Origin of the sequence: Rhizobium sp. RAF56 (genome assembly GCF_052113965.1) — a bacterium.
Taxonomy (GTDB): Bacteria; Pseudomonadota; Alphaproteobacteria; order Rhizobiales; family Rhizobiaceae; genus Rhizobium.
The window spans coordinates 62,032-84,335 of the sequence record NZ_JBFRDU010000006.1; the positions used below are offsets into that span (position 1 = coordinate 62,032).

20 protein-coding genes are annotated in these 22,304 nt (G+C 63.0%); 15 read left to right on the forward strand and 5 right to left on the reverse strand.

The genetic code is table 11. The features are described 5' to 3' along the window. The first annotated feature begins 171 nt into the window (after positions 1–171). The 8 genes from AB4048_RS06735 to AB4048_RS06770 all read left to right on the forward strand — a co-directional run bounded on the left by AB4048_RS06735 (position 172) and on the right by AB4048_RS06770 (position 9,046). Positions 172–1,857: an amidohydrolase gene (locus tag AB4048_RS06735; protein ID WP_442201151.1), complete on the forward strand. Its 1,686-nt coding sequence runs from the start codon at positions 172–174 to the stop codon at positions 1,855–1,857. 197 nt (positions 1,858–2,054) lie between these two features. Then, positions 2,055–3,149 (forward strand): ABC transporter ATP-binding protein, encoded by a 1,095-nt coding sequence (locus AB4048_RS06740; protein ID WP_442201152.1) that lies wholly within the window; start codon positions 2,055–2,057, stop codon positions 3,147–3,149. A gap of 1 nt (position 3,150) precedes the next feature. Continuing rightward, positions 3,151–4,074: an ABC transporter permease gene (locus tag AB4048_RS06745; RefSeq protein WP_442201153.1), complete on the forward strand. Its 924-nt coding sequence runs from the start codon at positions 3,151–3,153 to the stop codon at positions 4,072–4,074. Next, on the forward strand, positions 4,067–4,867 hold the full coding sequence (locus tag AB4048_RS06750) for an ABC transporter permease (protein ID WP_442201154.1): 801 nt from the start codon (positions 4,067–4,069) through the stop codon (positions 4,865–4,867). The genes AB4048_RS06745 and AB4048_RS06750 overlap by 8 nt, the downstream gene beginning before the upstream one ends. 23 nt (positions 4,868–4,890) lie before the next feature. Continuing rightward, positions 4,891–5,925, forward strand: a complete 1,035-nt coding sequence (locus AB4048_RS06755) for an ABC transporter substrate-binding protein (RefSeq protein WP_442201155.1) — start codon at positions 4,891–4,893, stop codon at positions 5,923–5,925. Positions 5,926–5,992: 67 nt separating this feature from the next. Beyond that, complete coding sequence (locus AB4048_RS06760) at positions 5,993–7,024, forward strand: histone deacetylase family protein (RefSeq protein ID WP_442201156.1); 1,032 nt, start codon at positions 5,993–5,995, stop codon at positions 7,022–7,024. 1 nt (position 7,025) lies between these two features. Further along, positions 7,026–7,907, forward strand: a complete 882-nt coding sequence (gene aguB, locus AB4048_RS06765; protein WP_442201157.1) for an N-carbamoylputrescine amidase — start codon at positions 7,026–7,028, stop codon at positions 7,905–7,907. After that, positions 7,904–9,046 (forward strand): serine hydrolase domain-containing protein, encoded by a 1,143-nt coding sequence (locus AB4048_RS06770; protein ID WP_442201158.1) that lies wholly within the window; start codon positions 7,904–7,906, stop codon positions 9,044–9,046. The genes aguB and AB4048_RS06770 overlap by 4 nt, the downstream gene beginning before the upstream one ends. A gap of 38 nt (positions 9,047–9,084) precedes the next feature. Here the strand turns inward: AB4048_RS06770 and AB4048_RS06775 are convergent, their stop codons facing one another. Continuing rightward, the gene (locus AB4048_RS06775; protein WP_442201159.1) at positions 9,085–10,068 is read right to left on the reverse strand and encodes an NAD-dependent epimerase/dehydratase family protein; all 984 of its coding nucleotides are present in this window, start codon (positions 10,066–10,068) and stop codon (positions 9,085–9,087) included. A gap of 261 nt (positions 10,069–10,329) precedes the next feature. Here AB4048_RS06775 and mprF point away from each other — a divergent pair, with 261 nt between their 5' ends. From mprF to AB4048_RS06790, 3 genes are read left to right on the forward strand one after another with little or no spacing between them, the layout of a single operon-like run. Then, positions 10,330–12,939: a bifunctional lysylphosphatidylglycerol flippase/synthetase MprF gene (gene mprF, locus AB4048_RS06780; protein ID WP_442201160.1), complete on the forward strand. Its 2,610-nt coding sequence runs from the start codon at positions 10,330–10,332 to the stop codon at positions 12,937–12,939. Continuing rightward, the gene (locus tag AB4048_RS06785) at positions 12,936–14,315 is read left to right on the forward strand and encodes a virulence factor (protein ID WP_442201161.1); all 1,380 of its coding nucleotides are present in this window, start codon (positions 12,936–12,938) and stop codon (positions 14,313–14,315) included. The genes mprF and AB4048_RS06785 overlap by 4 nt, the downstream gene beginning before the upstream one ends. A 16-nt stretch (positions 14,316–14,331) precedes the next feature. Continuing rightward, a complete protein-coding gene (locus AB4048_RS06790) occupies positions 14,332–15,024 on the forward strand; it encodes an HAD-IA family hydrolase (RefSeq protein ID WP_442201162.1) in 693 nt (230 codons plus the stop codon). A gap of 88 nt (positions 15,025–15,112) precedes the next feature. Here the strand turns inward: AB4048_RS06790 and AB4048_RS06795 are convergent, their stop codons facing one another. Further along, positions 15,113–16,552, reverse strand: a complete 1,440-nt coding sequence (locus AB4048_RS06795) for an FAD-binding oxidoreductase (protein ID WP_442201163.1) — start codon at positions 16,550–16,552, stop codon at positions 15,113–15,115. A 273-nt stretch (positions 16,553–16,825) separates the two neighbouring features. Here AB4048_RS06795 and AB4048_RS06800 point away from each other — a divergent pair, with 273 nt between their 5' ends. The 3 genes from AB4048_RS06800 (at position 16,826) to AB4048_RS06810 (ending at position 19,218) form a co-directional block, all read left to right on the forward strand. After that, entirely contained in the window at positions 16,826–17,413 is a 588-nt protein-coding gene (locus AB4048_RS06800) for a 5-formyltetrahydrofolate cyclo-ligase (protein WP_442201164.1), read from the forward strand. 3 nt (positions 17,414–17,416) lie between these two features. Further along, on the forward strand, positions 17,417–18,241 hold the full coding sequence (locus AB4048_RS06805; RefSeq protein ID WP_442201165.1) for a TIGR00282 family metallophosphoesterase: 825 nt from the start codon (positions 17,417–17,419) through the stop codon (positions 18,239–18,241). Between the two features lie 116 nt (positions 18,242–18,357). Continuing rightward, the gene (locus tag AB4048_RS06810; protein WP_442201166.1) at positions 18,358–19,218 is read left to right on the forward strand and encodes an MBL fold metallo-hydrolase; all 861 of its coding nucleotides are present in this window, start codon (positions 18,358–18,360) and stop codon (positions 19,216–19,218) included. Here AB4048_RS06810 and AB4048_RS06815 read toward each other — a convergent pair. Then, positions 19,206–19,709 carry a pyridoxamine 5'-phosphate oxidase family protein gene (locus AB4048_RS06815; protein WP_442201167.1) on the reverse strand — a complete coding sequence of 168 codons (504 nt, stop codon included), beginning with the start codon at positions 19,707–19,709 and terminating at the stop codon, positions 19,206–19,208. The two genes, AB4048_RS06810 and AB4048_RS06815, sit on opposite strands and share 13 nt — an antisense overlap. A 185-nt stretch (positions 19,710–19,894) precedes the next feature. Here AB4048_RS06815 and AB4048_RS06820 point away from each other — a divergent pair, with 185 nt between their 5' ends. After that, entirely contained in the window at positions 19,895–20,641 is a 747-nt protein-coding gene (locus tag AB4048_RS06820; RefSeq protein ID WP_442201168.1) for a YebC/PmpR family DNA-binding transcriptional regulator, read from the forward strand. Positions 20,642–20,706: 65 nt separating this feature from the next. Here the strand turns inward: AB4048_RS06820 and AB4048_RS06825 are convergent, their stop codons facing one another. Continuing rightward, positions 20,707–21,495 (reverse strand): anti-sigma factor family protein, encoded by a 789-nt coding sequence (locus tag AB4048_RS06825; protein WP_442201169.1) that lies wholly within the window; start codon positions 21,493–21,495, stop codon positions 20,707–20,709. After that, on the reverse strand, positions 21,492–22,259 hold the full coding sequence (locus tag AB4048_RS06830) for a sigma-70 family RNA polymerase sigma factor (protein WP_442201170.1): 768 nt from the start codon (positions 22,257–22,259) through the stop codon (positions 21,492–21,494). Before AB4048_RS06830 ends, AB4048_RS06825 begins: the two co-directional genes overlap by 4 nt. Positions 22,260–22,304 lie beyond the last annotated feature (45 nt).

Here is a 22,304-nt window from a genome sequence, read left to right on the forward strand (position 1 = left end):
CAGATAGGGTCGATTTGGAAGCAATATATGGAAGTTCAAAGCGTTACCGCATCTTAAGATGGTACTCGGCGCTGAAAATGCAAACCCCGCTTGGAAACGGGGCCCGCTCTTGCCGCGAATCCTGATGCGTGATTAGGTCCCATGCCGTTCCATCGCTTGAGGGCACATCCAATGACTTTAGCCGCAGATATTCTCATCCTCAATGCGCGTGTTTTGACGCTTGATCCCGACAAGCCCCACGCCGCCGAGATCGCTCTCCGCGATGGAAAGATCGCCGCTGTTGGTGCTGAGGGCGAGCTTTCCGGACTTCGCGGACCGGAGACGAAGGTCATCGACGCCGGCGGCGGTTCGGTGGTTCCGGGCTTCTCCGAAAACCATATGCATCTGTTTTCCGGCTCGGCGGAGCTCGTTCATCTCCAGCTTTCGGGCGTGCATGGTCTGGGGGCTCTGACCGACGCCGTCCGCAGCTACGCAACGGGCCGCGAGGCGCAGAAGATACTGTTCGCGCAGGGCGCCGACTATGAGATCCTCGGTAGCGACGAGCGGCTGACCCGGCAGCAGCTGGATCGCATCCTGCCCCAACAGGGGCTCATCCTCTTTGCGCCCGATCATCATACCGCCTGGGCAAATACACGGGCGCTCGAACTTGCGGGCCTGCTCCACGGGGCTGAACTTGGCCCCGGCAACGAGATCGTCATGGGGAGCGACGGGCTTGCCTCCGGCGAATTGCGCGAGATGGAAGCGTTCAGCCCCGTTCAGGCGGTCGGGGGCTTCGAGCGCTATCGCCTCGGCCTTGCGACCGGCGGCGAACCCGATCCGCGGCCGACCGAAGACGAGTGGCGTATCGACATGGAGGTGATGCGCAGGGGGCTCGATTACTGCGCCCGCCATGGCATTACCACGATCCAGAACATGGACGGCAATCTCTACCAGCTGGAACTGCTGTCTGCGATCGAGAAGGAAGATGGCGGCCTGCCGTGCCGCGTGAACATTCCCTTCCATTTCAAGAATTTCATGGATCTCGACATGCTGGAGAAAGCCTCTGTCATGGCCGAGCGCTATAGCAGCGACTTCCTGCGTTCAGGCGTCGTCAAGGTCTTCTACGACGGCGTGCTCGAAAGCTGGACGGCTGTCATGGTCGAATCCTATGCCGATCGGCCCGACTATCGCGGCGAGGGGCTTTTCACGCCCGAGCGCTTCCGCGAGGTGGCGGTCGAGGCGGACCGGCGCGGACTGCAGATCGCCGTGCATGCGATCGGCGACGGGGCCGTCAAGGCGGTGCTCGACGGCTACCAGGCGGCACGCGAGGCAAACGGCAAGCGCGACAGCCGCCACCGCGTCGAACATATCGAAGTCGTGCATGCAAGCGACGTTTCCCGATTTGCCGAACTCGGCGTCATCGCATCGATGCAGCCGCCGCATCCGCCGGGCTCGATGGGTCTGCCGCTGGAACCGACCGTCTCGCGCATCGGTCGGATGCGCTGGCCGCTCAGCTACGCCTGGCGGACGCTGAAGGATGCCGGCGCGCGGATCTGCTTCGCCTCGGACTGGCCGGTGTCGCCGATCGACCCGATCCGCGGCATGCAGGCCGCGGTCATCCGCACGCGTTGGCAGGAGAGCGACCCGGATCAAAGCTTTTCGCTGACCGAGGCACTTTCGGCCTATACGGTCGAGGGCGCCTATGCCGAGTTTCGCGAGGACCGCAAGGGCCGCATCAAGGCGGGATACCTTGCCGACATCACCGTGCTTAGCGCCGACATCGAAGCCGTTTCGCCGGAAGCGCTGCACGAAGTGCGCCCAGTTCACACAATCTGTGGTGGGCGCGTGACCTATTCCGCAAGCGAGTTAGCCAAATAGAGTGAGCAGATGGCGCAAATGCGGCTTGTCAATCGGTTTGCGCTATGCTCACCTAGGCGCCGGGAACAGCTGACGCATGACGCTTGGAGCAAAACAGGCCCAAGAGAGATCATGCGCAAAATCAAAAGATTACCGTTTGCATTGCGGCTTCGGTCATAGGTGCGGCACGGTCGAAACGTGGGAAAAGTGACCGTTGCATGGCGGAACTGAATGCGGTCGAAATCAGGGGCGTATCCAAACTATTCGGCTTTGGCGAGTATGCCGTCGCGGCGGTCAACGAGACCTCGCTCTCCATCAGGCACAATGAGTTCTTCACCCTGCTCGGGCCGTCCGGCTGCGGCAAGACCACGCTCCTGCGCCTGATCGCCGGTTTCGAGTTTCCGACGCGCGGCGAGATTCTTCTGAACGGCGAAAACATCGCCGCGATGCCGCCCTTCAAGCGGCCGATCAATACGGTTTTCCAGAACTACGCGCTCTTTCCGCATATGACGGTGGCTGAAAACGTCGGCTTCGGCCTGCAGATGCTCGGCCGTTCCAAGGCGGAGGTATCTCAGCGGGTGTCCGCAATGCTGAAGCTGGTGCGCATGGAAGCGCTCGCGGGCCGCAAGACCAGCCAGATTTCCGGCGGGCAGCAGCAGCGCGTGGCGCTGGCGCGCGCGCTTGCCCCGCAGCCAAAAGTCCTTCTCCTCGACGAGCCGCTGTCGGCGCTGGACTACAAGCTGCGCAAGGAGATGCAGATCGAGCTGAAACGCCTGCAGGCGGAAACCGGCATTACCTTCATCTTCGTCACCCACGACCAGGAAGAGGCGCTGACCATGTCGGACCGCGTCGCGGTCATGTCGGCGGGCAAGGTGCTGCAGATCGGCAATCCGCGCGAGATCTACGACGATCCGACCGACCGATTTGTCGCGGATTTTATCGGCGAGACGAATTTTCTGCAGGGCCGGATCACGGCCCTTGAAGGGGGAAAGGCGGAAGTCGATCTTCACGCCGTCGGCCGCATCTCCGCGAGCGTTCCCGAAGGTTTCGTGCCGGACGGCGACGTGACGGTCGTATTGAGGCCCGAGCATGCCTCGCTCGGCAAGCCCGGAGAGGCAAACGGCATGCGTGGGACGCTGACCAATATCGTCTATAGCGGCACCGACACGCACTACCACGTCCGGCTGTCGGACGGCGCCACGCGGTTCACGGTGCGCCAGCAGAACAAGCCGCACCAGGCGGTGCCTTTCGATCTCGGCGACGAGGTCGGGATCACGCTGGAAGCCAACGCCGCCCGCGTGTTGAGGAACTGACATGGACGACGGCGCGGCGGTTCTCGAGGCGGAAAGAAAACGGGATGTCCGAAACCGCTGGCTGCTTTCGCTTCCGGCTCTCCTCATCATTCTTGCCGCGGCCTGTGGCCCGCTTCTCATCGTCCTTGTCTATTCCTTCCTGACGCCTGGTCCTTACGGCGACGTCCGGTGGCTGTTTTCCACCGACGGCTGGGTCAGTGTCTTCCTCGAACGGGACATCTTCGACGATACGATTTCTCTTGCGGATGCGCATGTCTCGATACTCTTGCGCTCGGTCACGCTTTCGCTGGCAACGACCGTATTGTCGCTGCTGGTCGGGTTTCCGACCGCCTACTTCATCGCAACTCGGCCGGAGCGCACGCGGGAACTCTGGTTGTTCCTGATCACCATTCCATTCTGGACCAACCTCCTGATCCGAACCTTCGCCATCCTCCAGATCATCCGCAACGAGGGGCTGATCAATATCTTGCTGATGCGTTTCGGCTTCATAGAGCGTCCGTTGCAGATGCTCTTTACGGACGGAGCGATCATGGTGGGGATGGTCTATGTCTATTTGCCGCTGATGGTCCTGCCGATCTATGCGAGCCTGGAGAAGCTCGATTTTCGCCTTCTGGAGGCGGCATACGATCTTTACGCGACGCCGTTGAAGGTGCTGCGTCGGATCATCATCCCGCTTTCGAAACCCGGCATCATCGCCGGTTCGATCCTCGTCTTCATTCCTTCGCTCGGTGCCTATGTCACCCCGACCATTCTTGGCGGCGGCAAGAACATGATGCTCGGTAACCTGATCGAGCTGCAGTTCGGCCAGGGACGCAACTGGCCGCTCGGCTCGGCGCTCTCGATCACGCTGATGATCATCGTCATGGCCGCGCTTCTGGTCTACGTCCGCAACGCCGGCGGTTCGCGGGGCGCGCAGCATGGCTAGACGATTTTCGGTCAAGCACCAGACGGGCTTTACCACCATTGCGATGGTCTGTTTCTTTCTGCTTTACCTGCCGATCGCCGTGCTGGTCGTCTTTGCCTTCAATGCCGGCGAAACGCTGGCGGCGTGGCGGGGGCTGTCGCTGCGCTGGTTCTGGCAGGCCTTCCAGAACACACAGGTCATCGACGCCTCGATCGTATCGCTGCAGATCGCAACGGTCGCGGCCGTGATCGCGACCGTTGCGGCCACGATGGCGGCGCTGGCGACGACGCGCACGGAGGCCTATCGCGGCCTGACTTTCAAATACGCCTTCATCAATACGCCGCTGATGGTGCCGGAGATCGTCACCGCCGTGGCGCTCCTGATCCTCTTCTCCCGCCTCAAGATCTGGACCGGCTATACGGGCCTCGGCTACCTGATCGCCGCGCACACGGCATTCTGCTTGCCTTTCGCCTATCTGCCTATCCGGGCGCGGCTCGAAAACATGGACCTCACGCTCGAGCGGGCGGCGGCCGATCTCTATGCCACGCCGTTCAAGACCTTCCGATACGTGACCTTCCCGCTGCTGTGGCCGGGGATCCTCGCCGGCTGGATGCTTGCCTTCGTGACCTCGCTCGACGACGTGGTGATCACCGAATTCGTCAAGTCGGCTGGTCAGGACACGCTTCCCACCTACATGCTCGGTCAGATCCGCCGCGTCATAACGCCGGAAATGAATGCGATATCGACGGTGTTCCTGCTGCTGTCGATCGCGGCGGTCACCGTCTTCTTCTTCGTCAGTAAGAAACGTGGATAAGAGAAAGAAAGAAAGGGAACAGCATGAAACGCCTAATGTCGACCGTGGCCGTCCTGGCCACGCTGCTTGCGACGGTCTCCGTCGCTCACGCGGAAGGATCGCTCAACATCTACAACTGGGGTAACTACACCAACCCCGAGTTGATCAAGAAGTTTGAAGACAAGTACAAGGTCAAGGTAACCGTTACCGACTACGACTCCAACGACACGGCACTCGCAAAAGCCCGTCAGGGCGGCACCGGCTTCGACATCGCCGTTCCGTCGCAGAGCTATCTGCCGATCTGGATATCCGAGGGCCTTCTGCTCGAAACCGATCCCGGCAAGATGGAGAACGCCAAGAACCTCTCGAAAGAATGGGCCGATCCGGACTTCGACAAGGGCCGCAAATATTCCGTTCCGTGGCAGTGGGGAACGATCGGCATTGCCGTGAATACCGATGTCTACAAGGGCGACATCAACAGCTGGTCGCTTGTATTCGACACGCCGGATGAGCTGAAGGGCAAGATCAACGTCGTTCCCGAAATGAGCGACATCATCTATGCCGCTATCCGCTACAACGGCGGTGAATGGTGCACGACCGACAAGGCGGTGCTCAAGAAGGCGCGCGATACCCTCGTCAACGCCAAGAAGAACTGGATCTCGATGGAATACGCGACCGTCGAGAAGATGCTGGCTGGCGACTTCGCCGCCACCGTCGACTGGAACGGCTCGGCGCTGCGCCAGCGGCTGCAGAAGCCGAGCATCCACTACGGCTATCCGAAGGAAGGCTTCACCTACTGGTCCGACAACGTCGTTGTCCTGAAGGAAGCCAAGAACGTCGAAAACGCCAAGCTCTTCCAGAACTTCATCATGGAGCCCGAGAACGCGGCGCTGATCTCAGCCTTCGCCCGCTATTCGAACGGCGTTGCCGGCTCGGACCAGTTCATGCCCGCGGAAATGAAGGGCGCGCCGGAGCTCAACGTTCCAGAGGATCTGAAGAAGCACACCGAATTCATGCGGCTTTGCGAGCCCGCGGTTCAGGAGCTTTACACCAAGATCTGGACCGAGCTTCAGAAGTAACGTCACAGATGCGCCGCGCTTGTCCGAGCGCGGCGCAATCATTTTGTTTCAATGCCGGAAGTCTGCCATGAAGACCGTCTTTTCGCCGCGCCACCTCGGCCATTCCAATCAGCTCGAGCTCACGGCCGGGGCGATCGTGCCCGGCTTCGAATTGCCGCTGCGGCCGAAGTTCGTGGTCGAGCGCATCCAGGCGGTCGGGCTTGGCCCAATACTGCCGCCGGACGAACACGACCTTTCGACCGCCGCCAAAGTGCACCGCAAGGACTATCTGGATTTCCTGCCGACCGTCTGGGACCGCTGGACGGCCGCCGGGCGCAGCGGCACCGCTCTGCCCTTCACCTGGCCCACGCGCGGGCTGCGCGGCGACGTGCCGCCCGATTTCATCGACGGCTTGCTCGGCTACTATTCCTTCGATGCCGGTGCCGGCTTCGTCGAGGGGACCTGGGATGCGATCAAGTCGTCGCATGACGTGGCGCTTACGGCCGCAGGCCTCGTCAAGGGCGGCGAACGCGCAGCCTTTGCGCTCTGCCGCCCGCCGGGCCACCATGCGGGCAGCGGCTTTGCCGGCGGCTATTGCTACATCAACAATGCGGCCGTGGCCGCACAGTGGTTCCGCGACAAAGGTGCTGCCAAGGTATCCATTCTCGATGTCGACTATCACCACGGTAACGGCACACAGGAGATCTTCTACTCCCGTGCCGACGTGCAGGTGATCAACCTCCATGCCGATCCGATGCAGGAATATCCCTATTACCTGGGTCATGCCGATGAGCGGGGCAGCGGTGCCGGCGAGGGCTTTAATCTCAACTATCCGATGCCCTTCGGCACGACCTGGGAGCGCTGGAACGCCTCCCTTGAGGACGCCTGCGGCAAGGTTGCGGCCTATGCGCCTGATGTGGTCGTGGTGTCGCTCGGCGTCGACACCTTCGAAAAGGATCCGATCAGCAAGTTCAAGCTGAAGACGGAGGACTTCCCGAAAATCGGCAAGCGGATCGCAGCACTCGGCCTGCCGACGCTCTTCGTCATGGAGGGCGGCTATGCGGTCGAAGAGATCGGCGTCAACGCCGTCGGCGTGCTGACCGGCTTCGAGGGCGCCTGAGATGCCGGCGGGCAGGATGACGCTCGGCGTCGTGCAGTTCGCCTGCAGCGACGATATCAGGGAAAACATCGACACCGCCTCGCGGCTGGTGCGCGATGCCGCCGGGCAGGGCGCCAACGTCGTCCTGGTGCAGGAACTCTTCGAGGGGTTCTATTTCTGCCAGGAGCAGAACCCCCAGCATTTCTCGCGAGCGCATCCGCTTGACGAACACCCGGCCGTTGCCGCCATGCGCGACCTTGCCGCCGAGCTTGGAGTGGCAATCCCGGTTTCCTTTTTCGAGCGGCACAACCAGGCCTTCTACAACAGTCTTGCGATGGTGGATGCCGACGGCGCTGTCCTCGGCGTCTACCGCAAGTCGCGCATTCCTGATGGTCCCGGCTACAGCGAGAAATTCTATTTCCGCCCGGGCGATACCGGCTTCAAGGTCTGGAAGACCCGCTTCGGTGCGATCGGCGTCGGCGTCTGCTGGGACCAGTGGTTTCCGGAAGCAGCGCGCGCCATGGCGCTGCAAGGTGCGGAGCTTCTGCTCTATCCGACGGCGATCGGCTCTGAGCCCGGTCGGCCCGATCTCGACACTATGGAGCATTGGCGCATGGTGATGCGCGGCCATGCCGCCGCCAATATGATGCCGGTCGCCGCCGCCAACCGCATCGGCTCCGAGACGGTCGGCGGCCATGAGCAGAGCTATTATGGCTCGTCCTTCATTTCCGGCCCTGACGGCCAGCTGCTTGCCTCGGCGGGCCGCACTGGCGAAGATGTGCTGATCGCCAGCTTCGAAAGGCAGGCGCTCGCCGACAACCGCGCCGCCTGGGGTCTGTTCCGTGATCGCCGCCCCGAGCTTTACGGTGCGTTGGCGACCGCTGACGGAGAGAACGCGCTATGACACATCCTTTCCATCGCAGCGACGTGACGCTTGCCAATTGGATGACTGCTCCCTATTCACGCTGGTCTTTTCAGAACGTCAGCGAATTCGTGCCCTCGGCGACCGTGCGCGGCAACCGTCTGGCTGAGGACACCCCGGCCGATCTCGGCTCCCTTTCGACGCTTTCGGTGGTAGGTGTCGAGGGCGCCGAAATGCCGCTTTCGGACTTTCTGGTGGCAAGCGATACCGACGCGCTCGTCGTCATGCGAAAGGGCAGGCTTGCGGCGGAATGGTGTGCCGAGCACTGCGATCGGGACAAACCGCACCTCATCTTTTCGGTCACGAAGTCTTTGACCGGATTGCTGGCCGGCATTCTATGCGATCAGGGATTTCTCCTGCCGTCCGATCAGATCGTGCGATATGTGCCGGAAGCGGCAGGCTCGGCCTATGGCGATGCGACCGTTCAGCAGCTGCTCGACATGGAGATCAGTCTCAAGTTCGATGAGAACTATCTGGACAAAACCGGTCTCTTCAACCGCTACCGCCGCTCGACATGCTGGGCACCGGACACTGCCGACGATCCGGCCCCCGATCTCAAGTCGCTTCTCTGCGCTATCCCCAAGGGCGCGGGCGACCATGGCCAGCTGCATGCTTACCGGTCGCCGGACGCAGACATGGCAGGCATCGTGCTCGAACGGGCCGTAGGACGACGTTTTCCCTCGCTCCTGCGGGACTTGCTGTGGCTGCCGCTGGGTGCTCGCTCGGACGGCATGATCACCGTCGATCGCCTTGGCACGGTCCGCGCCGCCGGTGGCTTCAGCGTGACGGCGCGTGATCTCGCCCGCGTCGGCGAACTCGTCCGCACCGGTGGCGGCGGTGTTGTCCCGCAAGGCTTGATTGATGATCTCCGGACCGGCGGCAATCGAGAGGCCTGGGCCAACGGCGATCAGGCACATCTATTCCCCGGCGGCAGCTACCGAAACTACTGGTACGAGACCGGCAAGGGGGAGCTTGCGGCGATCGGCATCCACGGCCAGTGGATCTGGATCAGCCCGGAAACGGAGACCGTGATCGTCAAGCAGTCCTGCCAGCCTCTGCCTGCCGATCCCGTGCTCGACCAGGCTTTGATTGCCATGTTCCGCCGTATCGCGGTGGCGTGACGGATTGAAAGGCCCCCTCTGCGAGCGACGCCGATCGGTCAGGTGACGGGGTAGGGGCCTTCCTCGAAGGTCTGATCGTGATAGCCCTTGCTTCCCACTTCGATGGCGAGCGGACTGCGGAAATCGTCGTTCCGGCGCAGGCATTCGAGCACGTGGCTGAAATCGTAGCGTGGTCTCCACCCAAGCTCGGTCATGGCCAGGCGGTTGACGTAGACGCGGTCGATCGAGGGAAAGAACTGCCATCCGCGTGCGGCATAAAGCGGCGCGCAGTCGGGAAAAAGCTGGCGGATCATGGACGGCGCGTCGTCGCGTAGAGCCTGCAGCTGATCCTGGCTGAAGGGCGTCGTTGCGGAAATGATGTAGCGGCCAAAACCGATCACCTGCGCCCGCTCGGCAGCCAGCAGATGGGCATCGACCACATCGGCGATATCGACGCGGCGGCAGAGCAGTTCGTTCGCCTGGGCGTTGTCCGACGAAAAGCGGCTGCGCATCGCCTCGTCGTCGTCCGCTTCCGAGAAGAAGCGCGAAGTTCTGAGCACTACGGTCGGGAGCCGGTTGCGGCGGGCAAAGAGTTCGCAAAGGCCTTCCGCGGAGACCTTGGTGACCCCGTAGATGTTTCTCGGGATAGGCGCCACGTCCTCGGTAAGCCAGGCGGCCGGTTCGCCCTGCGCGGGCGTCAGCGCCGCTCCGAAGGCACTGGTGGTACTGGTGAAAATGAAGCGCTCGACCCCTTGCGAGGCCGCTTCCTCGAGCAGGTTGAGGGTGCCGCTGACGTTGACGTCGACGAAATCCTGTTTGCTGTGCGTGGCCACATGCGGCTTGTGGAGCGTCGCGCTGTGGATGACGGTGCGAACGCCAGCCATCGCCCGACGAACAAAGGCGCGGTCGGTGATGGAGCCGACCTCGGTGGTGAATGGGGAAGGCTTGATGTCGATGCCGCATGCGGCCCGCCCACTCGCTTGCAGGGTCCGCATTAGCGCTTCGCCGAGATGTCCGGCGCTGCCGGTCACGAGAATGGTCATGCCGTCTCTCCGCTGTCTCCTCGGTTGGTCATGGCTGATCTAGCAGGCCAAAAAGGCAGGCGGCAACGAGGAACCCTCGCTTCAGCCCCTATCTTGTCCGTCGCCCGATCGAGCCTGCGCCAAAATTGCCTGAATTCAGTTGGATGAGCGCTCTGGCAAGAGTCTCTTAAGAAAACTGCGCGGTGGAAGCGAATTGAAATATTCGTGCTGCCGCACATCTGCTATGCGCGTCCTCAGAAGCGGTTTCAATACAGGTATATCATGTCGGCTCCGATCGATTTGGAACAATCCAGCGAGGATGAGGAGGCGCGCGGCTGGCTGAGCGGGCTCCTGCGGCGCTACAGGACGCAACTCCTGGCCGTCGCGAGCATCGCCGTGTTTGCGCTCGTCGCCTTTGCGATTTTTCACCTCACGACCGAAGTGCGCTACGATGACGTCGTGCAGGCGCTGCGCGAGACGCGGTACTCCTCGATCCTGCTTGCCTTGTTCTTCACCGGGCTTAGCTTCCTGGCGCTCGTCTTCTACGACGTCAACGCGCTGGAATACATCGGCAAGAAGCTGCCGTTCCCGCATGTGGCGCTAACCTCGTTCAGCGCCTATGCCGTCGGCAACACCGCCGGCTTCGGCGCGCTCAGCGCCGGTGCGATCCGCTATCGCGCCTATACCCGGCTTGGCCTGACGCCCGAAGAAATCACCCGCGTCATCGCCTTCGTCACGCTTTCCTTCGGCCTCGGGCTTGCGGCCGTCGGCGCGATCGCGCTTCTGGTCATGGCCGACGAGATCGGGCCGCTGATTTCCGTTGGCGGCATATGGCTGCGGTTGCTTGCCGGCGTCATCATCGCTCTGCTCGCGCTGCTTTTGGTCGTCGGGCGCGGCGGCAGGGTGCTGACGATTGGTCAATTCGACGTGCGCCTGCCCGACTCGCTTACCTGGTCGCGGCAGTTCCTGGTCACCGTTCTCGATATCGCCGCTTCCGCTACCGTGCTTTACGTGCTGTTGCCGGACTCCTCGATCGGCTGGCCGGCCTTTCTGGCCGTCTACGCGATCGCCGTCGGGCTCGGCGTGCTGAGCCACGTGCCGGCGGGCCTCGGTGTCTTCGAGACGGTCATCATCGCATGGCTCGGCAACGCCGTGAACGTCGATGCGGTGCTCGGCTCGCTCGTGCTTTATCGCCTCATCTATCACGTCATCCCGCTGTTGATCGCCATTCTCGCGGTGGTGGCGACGGAGCTCAGGCGTTTCGTCGATCATCCGGCCGCATCGAGCATCCGGCGGATCGGCGGCCGGTTGATGCCGCAGCTCCTGTCCGCATTCGGCCTCCTTCTCGGCGTGATGCTGGTGTTTTCGAGCGTCACGCCGACGCCGGACCAGAATCTGGAATTCCTGTCCGGTTTCCTGCCGTTGCCGATCGTCGAAAGCGCGCATTTTCTATCAAGCCTTCTCGGCCTTGCCCTGGTGGTCGCCGCGCGCGGCCTCGGCCAGCGCCTCGACGGGGCGTGGTGGGTGTCGACGGTAAGCGCGGTTGCGGCGCTGATGCTGTCGCTGCTGAAGGCGATCGCGGTGGTCGAGGCGGCGTTTCTGGCATTCTTCATCATCGGCCTCGTTGCCAACCGGCGACGGTTCCGGCGGCCCGCGTCGCTCCTCAATCAGGCGCTCACGGCGGGCTGGCTGACGGCGATCGCAGTGATCTGCATCGGCGCCGTCGTGATCCTTTTCTTCGTCTATCGCGACGTCGAATACAGCAACGAGCTCTGGTGGCAGTTCGAGTTCGCCGGTGAGGCGCCTCGCAGCCTTCGCGCAGTGCTCGGCATCACCATCGTCTCGTCGGCGATCGCCGCCTTCAGCCTGCTGCGCCCCGCCGCGGAACGGCTGGAGCCGGTATCGGAGGACGCGGTCGATCGCGCTGTCGCGATTGCCGTCAAGAGCGGCCTCGCCGACGCCAATCTCGTGCGCATGCGCGACAAGAGCATCATGTTCTCGGAAAAAGGCGATGCCTTCGTGATGTACGGAAAGCAGGGCCGTTCGTGGATCGCGCTCTTCGATCCGGTGGGCGCGCGGCATTCCGCGTCCGAACTCGTCTGGCGCTTCGTCGAGGCTGCCCGCGCCGCCGGCTGTCGCGCCGTCTTCTACCAGATTTCGCCGGCGCTGCTCGCATCCTGCGCCGATGCCGGTCTTCGCGCTTTCAAGCTCGGAGAGCTTGCGGTGGTGCATCTGCAAGGCTTCGAACTCAAGGGCGGCAAATGGGCGAACCTGCGTCAGACCGCCAGCCGGGCCGTGCGCGACGGGCTGGAATTTGCCGTCATCGAGCCGGAAGGAATTCCCGCCGTCATGGACGAGTTGGCGGACGTCTCCGACAGCTGGCTGGCGGACCACAATGCCAAGGAGAAGGGCTTTTCGCTTGGCGCCTTCGATCCCGACTACGTGGCCGCCCAACCCGTCTGTGTTTTGAAGAAGGACGGGAGGATCGTCGCTTTCGCGAACCTTCTTCTCACCCAGTCAAAGGAGGAGGGGTCGATCGATCTCATGCGCTTCTCGCCGGACGCGCCGAAAGGCTCGATGGACTTTCTGTTCGTGCAGATTCTGGAATACCTCAGGAATGCCGGATTTCAGCGCTTCAACCTTGGTATGGCGCCGCTGTCGGGCATGTCGAAGCGGGACGCCGCTCCGGTTTGGGACAGGGTCGGCGGCACTGTTTTTGACCACGGCGAACGGTTTTACAACTTCAAGGGACTGAGAGCGTTCAAATCAAAATTTCACCCCGAGTGGCAGCCGCGCTATCTTGCCGTGTCCGGCGGGGTCAGCCCGATGATTGCACTGATGGACGCGACGTTTCTCATCGGTGGCGGGCTTAGAGGAGTCGTACGGAAATGATCCTGAAATATGCTCTGTCCCTCTGCTTGGCGTTCTGCCTGGTGGCCGGCGCCGCCAGGGCAGCCGAAGACACCAGGAAATACGATCTCGGCCTCATTCCGACGCCACACGTCCTCCTGCCGCAGGGCAAGGTGATCGGCGAAGTGGTGCTGATCTCCGATGCGGCCGGCTGGGGGCCGAAGGAGAATGCGGTTGCGCAGAAGCTCGTCAGCACGGGCTCGGTGGTGATCGGCATCGACTTTCCCTCCTACCTGAAGGCGTTGCAGGACTACGACGTCAGCCAGAACGACGGCTGCATCTATCTCGTCTCCGATATCGAATCGCTCAGCCAGCAGGTGCAGCGCGCCACCGGCGACGCCGCCTATGAACTGCCGATCATCGCTGGCGTCGGCGAGGGCGGCGCACTTGCGCTCGCGATCGCCTCCCAGACGCCGGACGCGACGACGGCCTACACGGTCGCCGTCGATCCGCTCGCCGGCATCCCGCTCACCAAGGATCTGTGCACGCCGGCCGAAAAGACGAAGGTCGGGGATCGGGTGATGCTCGATATGTCGGAAGGACCGCTGCCCAGCCCGATCATCGCGAGCTTCACGCCCGCCGCGCCCGCGGACGGCCGCGCCCATGTCGAAGCCATGCGCAAGGGCCATCCGGAGATCGAGATCCGCGATTCCACGCAGGACCCGCACACCACGCTCGGCACCATCCTTGCCGAGATCGTCAAGTCGCTCGATACCTCAAGCTCGCCGCTCGGCCTGCCGGTCAACGTCATGGAGACCAAGCCGACTCAGAATACGCTGGCGATCATCTATTCCGGCGACGGCGGCTGGCGCGATATCGACAAGGAGGTCGGCGGCGCGCTGCAGTCGGCAGGCATCCCGGTCGTCGGCGTTGACTCGCTTCACTATTTCTGGTCCGAGCGCAAGCCGCAGGAGACGGCCGACGATCTCGGCCGCATCATCGAATATTACACCAAGCATTTCGGCGTGCAGCACGTGCTCCTGATCGGCTATTCCTTCGGCGCCGACGTGCTGCCGGCAAGCTTCAACCGCCTGCCGCCGCGCCATCGGGATCGCATCGTCCAGATGTCGCTCCTGTCGTTGTCGAGCAAGGTCGACTACGTGATCTCGGTCATGGGTTGGCTCGGCGCTTCCAGTGAAGGCAAGGGCGGCGATCCGATGACCGACCTGAAGACCATCAATCCCAAGATCGTCCAATGCATTTACGGCAAGGACGACGACGAGGATGTCGCCTGTCCGGCGCTGGCGGGCACCGGTGTCGAGGTGATCGGCATGGACGGCGGTCACCACTTCGACGACGACTATGAAACCCTGGCAAACAAGATCATCGCGGGTCTGAAGAGCCGGCTTGGTGAGTAATCTGAAAGGAAATCCGTTGTCCGCTATTCCCGCTTCCGCCTTCGACAGGCGCTATGCCGCATTTCTCTTCGACATGGACGGCACGATCATCAACTCGATTGCCTCGGCAGAACGTGTATGGGGCGATTGGGCGCGCCGCATGGGGCTCGATGTCGAGGCGTTCCTGCCGACCATGCATGGCGCACGCGGCGTCGACACCATCGGCAATCTCAATCTGCCGGGCATCGATCCGGTTGCCGAAGCGCATAAGATCGGGCTTGCCGAGATCGCGGATGTGGAAGGCGTGGTACCGATCGCCGGCGCGATCGACTTCCTGAGCTCGCTGCCGCCCGATCGCTGGGCGATCGTCACGTCTTCGCCGATCGAACTTGCCAGGGCGAGGCTTGCCGCCGCCGGCGTTCCGATGCCGCGCTTCATCGTGACCGCCGAGGACGTCAAAGTCGGCAAGCCCAATCCGCAATGCTATATTCTCGGCGCCGAACGGCTCGGCGTCAGGCCGTCCGATTGCCTGGTGTTCGAGGATGTGCCGGCCGGGATCAAGGCGGGCGAAGCCGCCGGCGCCGACGTCGCCGTGATCACCGCGACGCACAGCCATCCGGTGAAAACCACCCATACGACGCTGTCCAACTATCTTGGGGTCAGCGCTCATATCGGCACGGACGGGCGGCTTTCGCTGGCACGCGAGCCGGTTGCGCAGGCGGGCGAATAGTCTTCGGCAGCATGACAAATGGTGGCGCGTGATCGAAGTTTTCGGGCCAGGGCGGCACGCCTCTGACGTGCCGCCCGGTCCATGCGTCTCAAGCCGCGCGAACCGCCGCACTTGGCGCAACGTTCTGGTTTACCCGGAACAGGTTTTGCGGATCGTAGCGCCGCTTGATTTCGGCAAGCCGCGGGTAGTTGGCGCCATAGGCGGCCTCCACCCGGTCCGTTTCGTCGTCCGGCATGAAGTTGATGTAGGCCGTGCCGATGGCGTGCGGCTTGGTCGCCTGGAACAGTTCGCGCGCCCAGCCGACGCACGCGCTATCCATTGCCTTTTCGCGCCAGCGGGCGTGCACGTTCATGACGAAATGCGAGCTTCGCTGCGGGAAGGCGGTCGCGTCGAGCGGAATGCGGCCGGCCTTGCCGCCGACATGGCCGATGAAGATTTCGCATTCCGGGCCCGGCAGCTTTCGAACCGCGCCGAGCAGCACGTCGATCGCTTGATCGGAGAGCGCGGCGAAATCCTGGCTCTTCCAGTAGTTGCGGGCTCCGGGCGCAAGCAGCGGGTCGAAGGCCTGTTGCCATGCGGCGAAGGGGGCGGGGCCAACGACGTCGGCGATCGGCTTGCCGATGCCGCGCAGCCGCGCCGTTGCTTTCTCGCCGGCCGCGATGTCGCCGGCATAGCACATGGCGAGCACCGCGACCTTCTTGCCGTGCCATTCGGCGGGCAGGAACGGAAGCGGCGGCGCTTCGCGCATCACCACCCAGCAGGTCAGTTCGTCGGGCGCGGCTTCGAGCGCTTGGCGATACTCCTTGAGCAGCGCTTCCGCGTTGTCGAAGGGATGCACGACGAGGCCCGCCAGCACCTGCGGGTTCAATTCGTTCAACTGGAATTCGAAGGAGGTGACGACCCCGAAATTGCCGCCGCCGCCGCGGATCGCCCAGAACAGGTCGGGCTTTTCCTTCTCGCTTGCCTTCACGAGTTCGCCATCGGCCGTGACGATGTCGACGGACAGCAGGTTGTCGATCGTCAGGCCGAACTTTCGCGTCAGCCAGCCGAAACCGCCGCCAAGCGTCAGGCCAGCGATCCCAGTCGTCGAGTTGATGCCGGTCGGCAAAGCCAACCCAAATGCCGCCGTCTCCTTGTCGACATCGGAAAGGAGCGCGCCGGGCTCGACCCGAGCGCGTTTCGTTTCAGGGTCCACCCGTACCGATTTCATCGGCGACAGGTCGATCGTGACACCGCCGTCGCAAAGCGCGTTGCCGGCAATGCCATGGCCGCCGCCGCGCACGGAGACGAGCAGCTTGTTGTCGCGGGCGAACCGCACGGCATTCATGACGTCGGCAGCACCGGCGCAACGCAGGATGAGGCCCGGCTTGCGCTCGACCATCGCATTCCAGATTGCACGCGTTTCTTCGTAGTTCGCATCGCTATTGGAAACCAGACTTCCACGAAAGCCGGCAGCCAGCGCATCAATAGCCGCGCTGTCAATTGAGGTCCGGCCCCTTTCCAGGGTCGTGAGATTGAGATTGTCCATGATTATTTTCTCCTCGCCAAACGAGGCACCGCCTCGCGGGCGGCGGCATTTTGCTCCCGTCGATGCGCGTTCACAAGTAATCACTAATATTCATGCCGCGGGTGAAGGGCGAGCTTGTAAATGCAACACATTTCGGTGGTCAGAACTCGCCTTTTTGGGCGATTGCAAATCGAAAACCGATACACGCCTCCTCCTCGAAACGTCCAGAGCCTTGCATCACGGAAAAGGGTAATTATGGTCATGGCTGCCTGTTCGAAACCCGCAAAGGCCGTCATGACGCCCAGAGAATTGAAAGCCGAGATGCGCCGCGAGCGGTTGGCGCTCCGCGACGCGATCGCTCCGGAGGAGCGTGCGGAAAAAAGCCTTGCCATGGTCCGCCATGCGGCAGATGCCGTTCGGTTGCAGCCGGGGGAGATCGTTTCCGGCTTCCTGCCGATCCGCTCGGAAGCGGATATCCGGCCGCTGATGACGAGACTTGGCGAACGCGGCGCGCGGCTCTGCGTGCCTGTCATTCTCGACAAGCAGACGATCGTCTTTCGCGAGCTGATCGATGGCGCCCAGCTGGTGGCGAGCGGCTTCGGCACCATCGGCCCGGGACCCGACGCGCCAGAACTCGATCCCGATCTCATGCTGGTTCCGCTCTCGGCCTTCGACCGCACCGGGCATCGCATCGGCTACGGCGCCGGCTACTATGACCGCGCCATCGATCGATTGTGGCAAAAAGGGCTGGACCCGCAACTGATCGGCATTGCATTCGATTGCCAAGAAGTGCCATCAGTGCCCGCCGAGCCCCACGACGTACGGCTGGACGCCATTTTGACGGAGAGCGGGCTGCAGATTTTTTCGCCGGAGATTGGATAGCGAATGCGATTGTTGTTCTTGGGTGACCTGGTGGGCAAGACGGGGCGGACCGCGGTCTGGGACCGGCTGCCGGGCCTTGTCTCCGACCTGAAGCTCGATTTCGTCATCGTCAACGGCGAGAACGCCGCCGGCGGCTTCGGCATCACGGAGGACATCTTCCAGGAAACCATCAACGCCGGTGCCGACGTCGTCACGACCGGCAACCATGTCTGGGACCAGAAGGAGGCCGTCTCCTTCTGCGAGCGTCACGACCAGTTCCTGCGCCCCGCGAACTATCCGGCAGGCACGCCCGGCCGCGGCTCCGGCATCTACTACGCCCGCAATGGCGCACGCGTGCTCGTGGCCAACATCATGGGGCGGGTCTTCATGCATCCCGAGCTCGACGATCCCTTCAAGGCGGCCGAAAGCATCCTTGCCGCCTGCCCGCTGAAGGAGCAGGCCGACGCCATCGTCTTCGATTTCCACGCCGAGGCGACGAGCGAAAAGCAGTGCTTCGGCCATTTCGTCGACGGCCGCGCCAGCCTGGTTGTCGGCACGCACACGCATGTGCCGACGGCGGATGCGCAGATCTTGAACGGCGGCACCGCCTACATGTCGGATGCCGGCATGTGCGGCGACTACGACAGTTCGCTCGGCATGGACAAGGAAGAGCCGCTCAACCGCTTCATCTCGAAGATGCCGAAGGGACGTTTCGAAGCGGCATCGGGTCCGGCGACCATTTGCGGCGTCGGCGTGGAGATTTCCGATGCGACCGGCCTTGCCGAGAAAATCGCGCCGCTCCGCCTCGGGCCGCGCCTTGCCGAAACCATTCCGGATTTCTGGCGATAGACGCCACGCTTCTCAAGATGACGCAAAAGTGAAACTTCCCTCACCGGCTGTAACTGGACCGTCGCCGGCCGATGCCGCATCCTCATGGCGTTTCGCGCATGATCGGGATGGGCTGCATGATGCGATCGTTTTCTTTGGCGCTGCTGTCGACCTTGCTGATGCTGATGAATCCGGCAGCCGCGCAGGCAGCGGGCACGGTTGAGGCGCGATCGGCAAGCCAATGCCAGGCCATCGCCCATGCGATACCCGGCGCGACCTTCGCGGGCTACACCCCGGCAGCGCTTGCCCCCGCGAGCAAAGCCGAAAACGGCGAGGTGACGATCACGCTCCTCGGCCACGCCACCTTCTTCATCGAAACACCCGGCGGTGTTGCGATCGCGACCGATTTCAGCGGCGCCTTTCCGACCCCGTATACGCCCGATGCCGTCACCATGAACAGGGCGCACCCATCCCATTACACGCTCAATCCGGACCCGGCGATCCGCTATGTGCTGCATGGCTGGAGCGACACGCCGGGGGAAAAGGCGAAAGTTCATCTTCAGGTCGGTGATACGCTGATCAGAAATGTCGTGACCGACATCCGTTCCGGTTATGACGGCGGCGGCGAGAACGGCAACTCGATCTTCATCTTCGAGGTCGCGGGCCTTTGCATCGGCCATCTCGGCCACCTGCATTTCGAACTCACCGATCAGCAGTATGGCGAGATCGGCAGGCTCGACGTGCTGATGGTGCCGGTCGATGGCGGGCTGACGATGGGGGCGGACAGCATGAGCCGCGTCGTCAAGCGCCTGCGCGCGTCGCTGATCCTGCCCATGCACCGCTTGGGACCGCCGATGGATCAGTTTCTCGCGATGTTCGGTTCCGATTTCGATATCGGCTATGCGCCCGGCGCGACGATCAAGGTTTCCCTTGCGTCGCTACCGAGCAAACCGTTGATCTATGTGCTGAACTGGCAGGGCAGCGGTCAGGCGAACTGAAGGTGGCGCCTGAGCCCGACGTCCGGCTCCTTGTCACCGGTAAGGTTTGCCTTGGCGATCTCCCAACCGAATTTCAGCGTGCTGTCGGTGGAAACCCAGATCTCCGCGTCATCGACGTGAAGCGCCAGCATGGTGAGGTGCGGGTCCTTCTTGCCTCCCTCGTACCAGGCGGCGACGACGGAATTCCAGTACTCGTCGATCTTGGTCGGGTCGGGGCGAAGCTCGATGTGTCCGGCGAGGCAGGCATGGTAGTCGTGGTGCTTGCCGACCACGCAGAAGTGCGCCCGCGTGCCAGGTTTCACGGCTTGGGCCACGTGCGTGTCGTCCTTGGTGTAGAACCAGATCGTGTTGGTCGTTGGATCGGCAAAGGGCGCCATCGGCTGCATGTGCATGCCGCTGCCGTCGATGCCGAGCATGCCCGCGTGGAGATCGTCGATTTGGGTCCAGAGCTGATGTGCCGGATCTTCGCGTGCTTCGCTAAAACTCGCCATGGGTCATTCCTTCCTACAAGCGGTGGTCCAGTTGAAACGTGAGGTCTTGCCCTTTGTTCCGGAGGCTTCCAGGCACAGTCTTTCGCTCGCACCGCCGTGCGAAACCTGGCTTTTTGCTTGAATACGGCCCACTTCGCTTTTATAAGGCGGCCCATTCCGAACAATAAGACGTGAACAGGGGTGCCATGGCTGGCCATTCACAGTTTAAAAACATCATGCACCGCAAGGGCCGTCAGGATGCCGTGCGGTCGAAAATGTTCTCCAAGCTTGCGCGCGAAATCACTGTCGCCGCCAAGGCGGGTCTCCCCGACCCGATGATGAACTCGCGCCTTCGCCTGGCCATCCAGAACGCCAAGGCCCAGTCGATGCCGAAGGACAACATCGACCGCGCCATCAAGAAGGCAGCCGGCGCCGACGGCGAGAACTACGATGAAGTCCGCTACGAGGGGTACGGCCCGGGCGGTACGGCTGTTATCGTCGAGGCGCTGACCGACAACCGCAACCGCACCGCCTCCAACGTCCGCTCGATCTTCACCAAGGCCGGCGGCGTGCTCGGCGAAACCGGTTCGGTCTCGTTTTCCTTCGATCACGTCGGCGAAATCACCTACAAGCTTTCGGCGGGCGATGCCGACACGATGATGGAAGCCGCCATCGAAGCCGGCGCCGACGACGTCGAGACGGACGAGGACGGGCACTACATCACCTGCGCGTTCGAATCCCTCAACGAAGTGGCGAAGGCGCTCGAGACGACGCTCGGCGAAGCCGAGACCGTGAAGATCGTCTGGCGCGCCCAGAACAACGTGCCGGTCGACGAGGAAAAGGCGCAGTCGCTGCTGAAGCTCATCGACAGCCTGGAAGACGACGACGACGTGCAGAACGTCTACTCGAACTTCGAAGTGTCCGACGAAGTCGCGGCCAAGCTTTCGGCCTGATTTCCAGCCTCTGACATGCCCAGACCCGGCCGCCTCCGCGAGCCGGGTTTTCGCTGCGCGGGGTCTCAGAGCGCTGCGGCGCGGATGAAGCTGTCGCGGAAGGTGGTGAGATCGGCGGCGTTGACATCGGAGACGGCAGAGAACTGCAATCCCTGCGCCGACCACTCCTCGATGTTGTATCCGTCGCGAACCGCGGTGGTTCGAGCGGCCGGCGGGGCCGGCCAGACGAAGACATTGATGACGTGCCCATGCCGGCGGTAGATCAGGGCGGCGACCACCCGGCCATCAACATAATCCACACGACCGCCGACCAGCGGAAAGCCTTCCCCCGCAAGATCGACGACCGGTGGCGAGAAATCGAGCTTGCCGTTGAACCACGGCTTGACCGTATGCTGGTCGGACGTTTCGACATCGGTCAGGTGGTCGGCCTGAAGGGACCGTACGTGGCTGGCGAGAAGCTGATCCTGCAGCGGAAGATCCCTGCTCGGGACATTCATGAAAAGGAAGGCGCTCGCCGCCAGCGCCGCAAGCGAGGGCACGAGGCTCCATCGCTGGACGAAGCGCAGCAGCCGTTGCCATAAAGGCTCGACCGGCATGGGAAGACCGACCGACGCCTCGTCCGCGACCGCCGCGACGATGCGCGCCCTGAGCGCATCGGGAGCCTGCCAGCGGACGCCGTCACGGCGGATCGCCCGGCGCACGCCGAGAAACCGCTCGATCTCTTCAGCGCAATCAGGGCATGCGGCGATGTGAGCCTCGACCTCGGCTGCATGCGCGGCGTCGAGCTCCCCGTCTATGAACCCGTGCAGCATGGCGCTCCATTCGGGGCTATGGGTCTGGTCGGTCGCGCTCATGGCATCGCCTCGTCGGGATCGATCAGGCGCCAGGCCTCTGCGAACGCCTGGCGTGCACGGGCAAGCCGCGACATGACGGTGCCGATCGGCGCGCCGGTGATCTCGGCAATTTGCCGGTAGGAAAGCTCCTCCAGTTCACGCAGCACCAGGATTTCCCGCATTGCTTCCGGCAGATCGCGAATGACGGCACGGACGCGCTCGGCATCGGTCTTGTGCAGCATCGCCATTTCCGGCGTGTCTTCGTCGGAGGCGATTTCGCGCGGCGCTCCCTGCGCGTCTTCGCCTGCGGCATCCTCGGGCATCGGCTGCTCGAAATGGGCCTTGCGGCGGAAGTCCTGCCGCCAGGCGCGATAGCAGTTTCGGACGATGCTGAAGAGCCATGCCCGGGGGTCGCCGCCGCGATAGCCGTCGAAGTGGCGATAGGCGCGCAAAAAGGCCTCCTGCACGATGTCTTGCGCGGCGTCGGCATCCCTGCTGAGAAAGCGGGCGAAATTGTAGGAGGCATCGAGATGCGGCACGATCGTCCGGTGGAAGCGGCGGGCGGCCTCCTCGGCCAACGCCTGACGCGTCGCCGTGTCCACACCTGCCTGCCGGGCCTCGGCCCGTGTCGCGAGCAGGATGATCGCCCCGTCCAGCGGCACCGCCCGTTTGCCGGGAGCAAACAGGACATCGCCTGCAAAGGCACGGGCCAGCAGGCCGCGCACCGCCGCGATCCACGGCCGCGTGTCGAAGAAAACGGGTGAGAGGATGCGGATGCCTGTCATTCCTTCCCCTTAAGGTTCCCTGTCAAATCTTATGCCTCCGCCCGG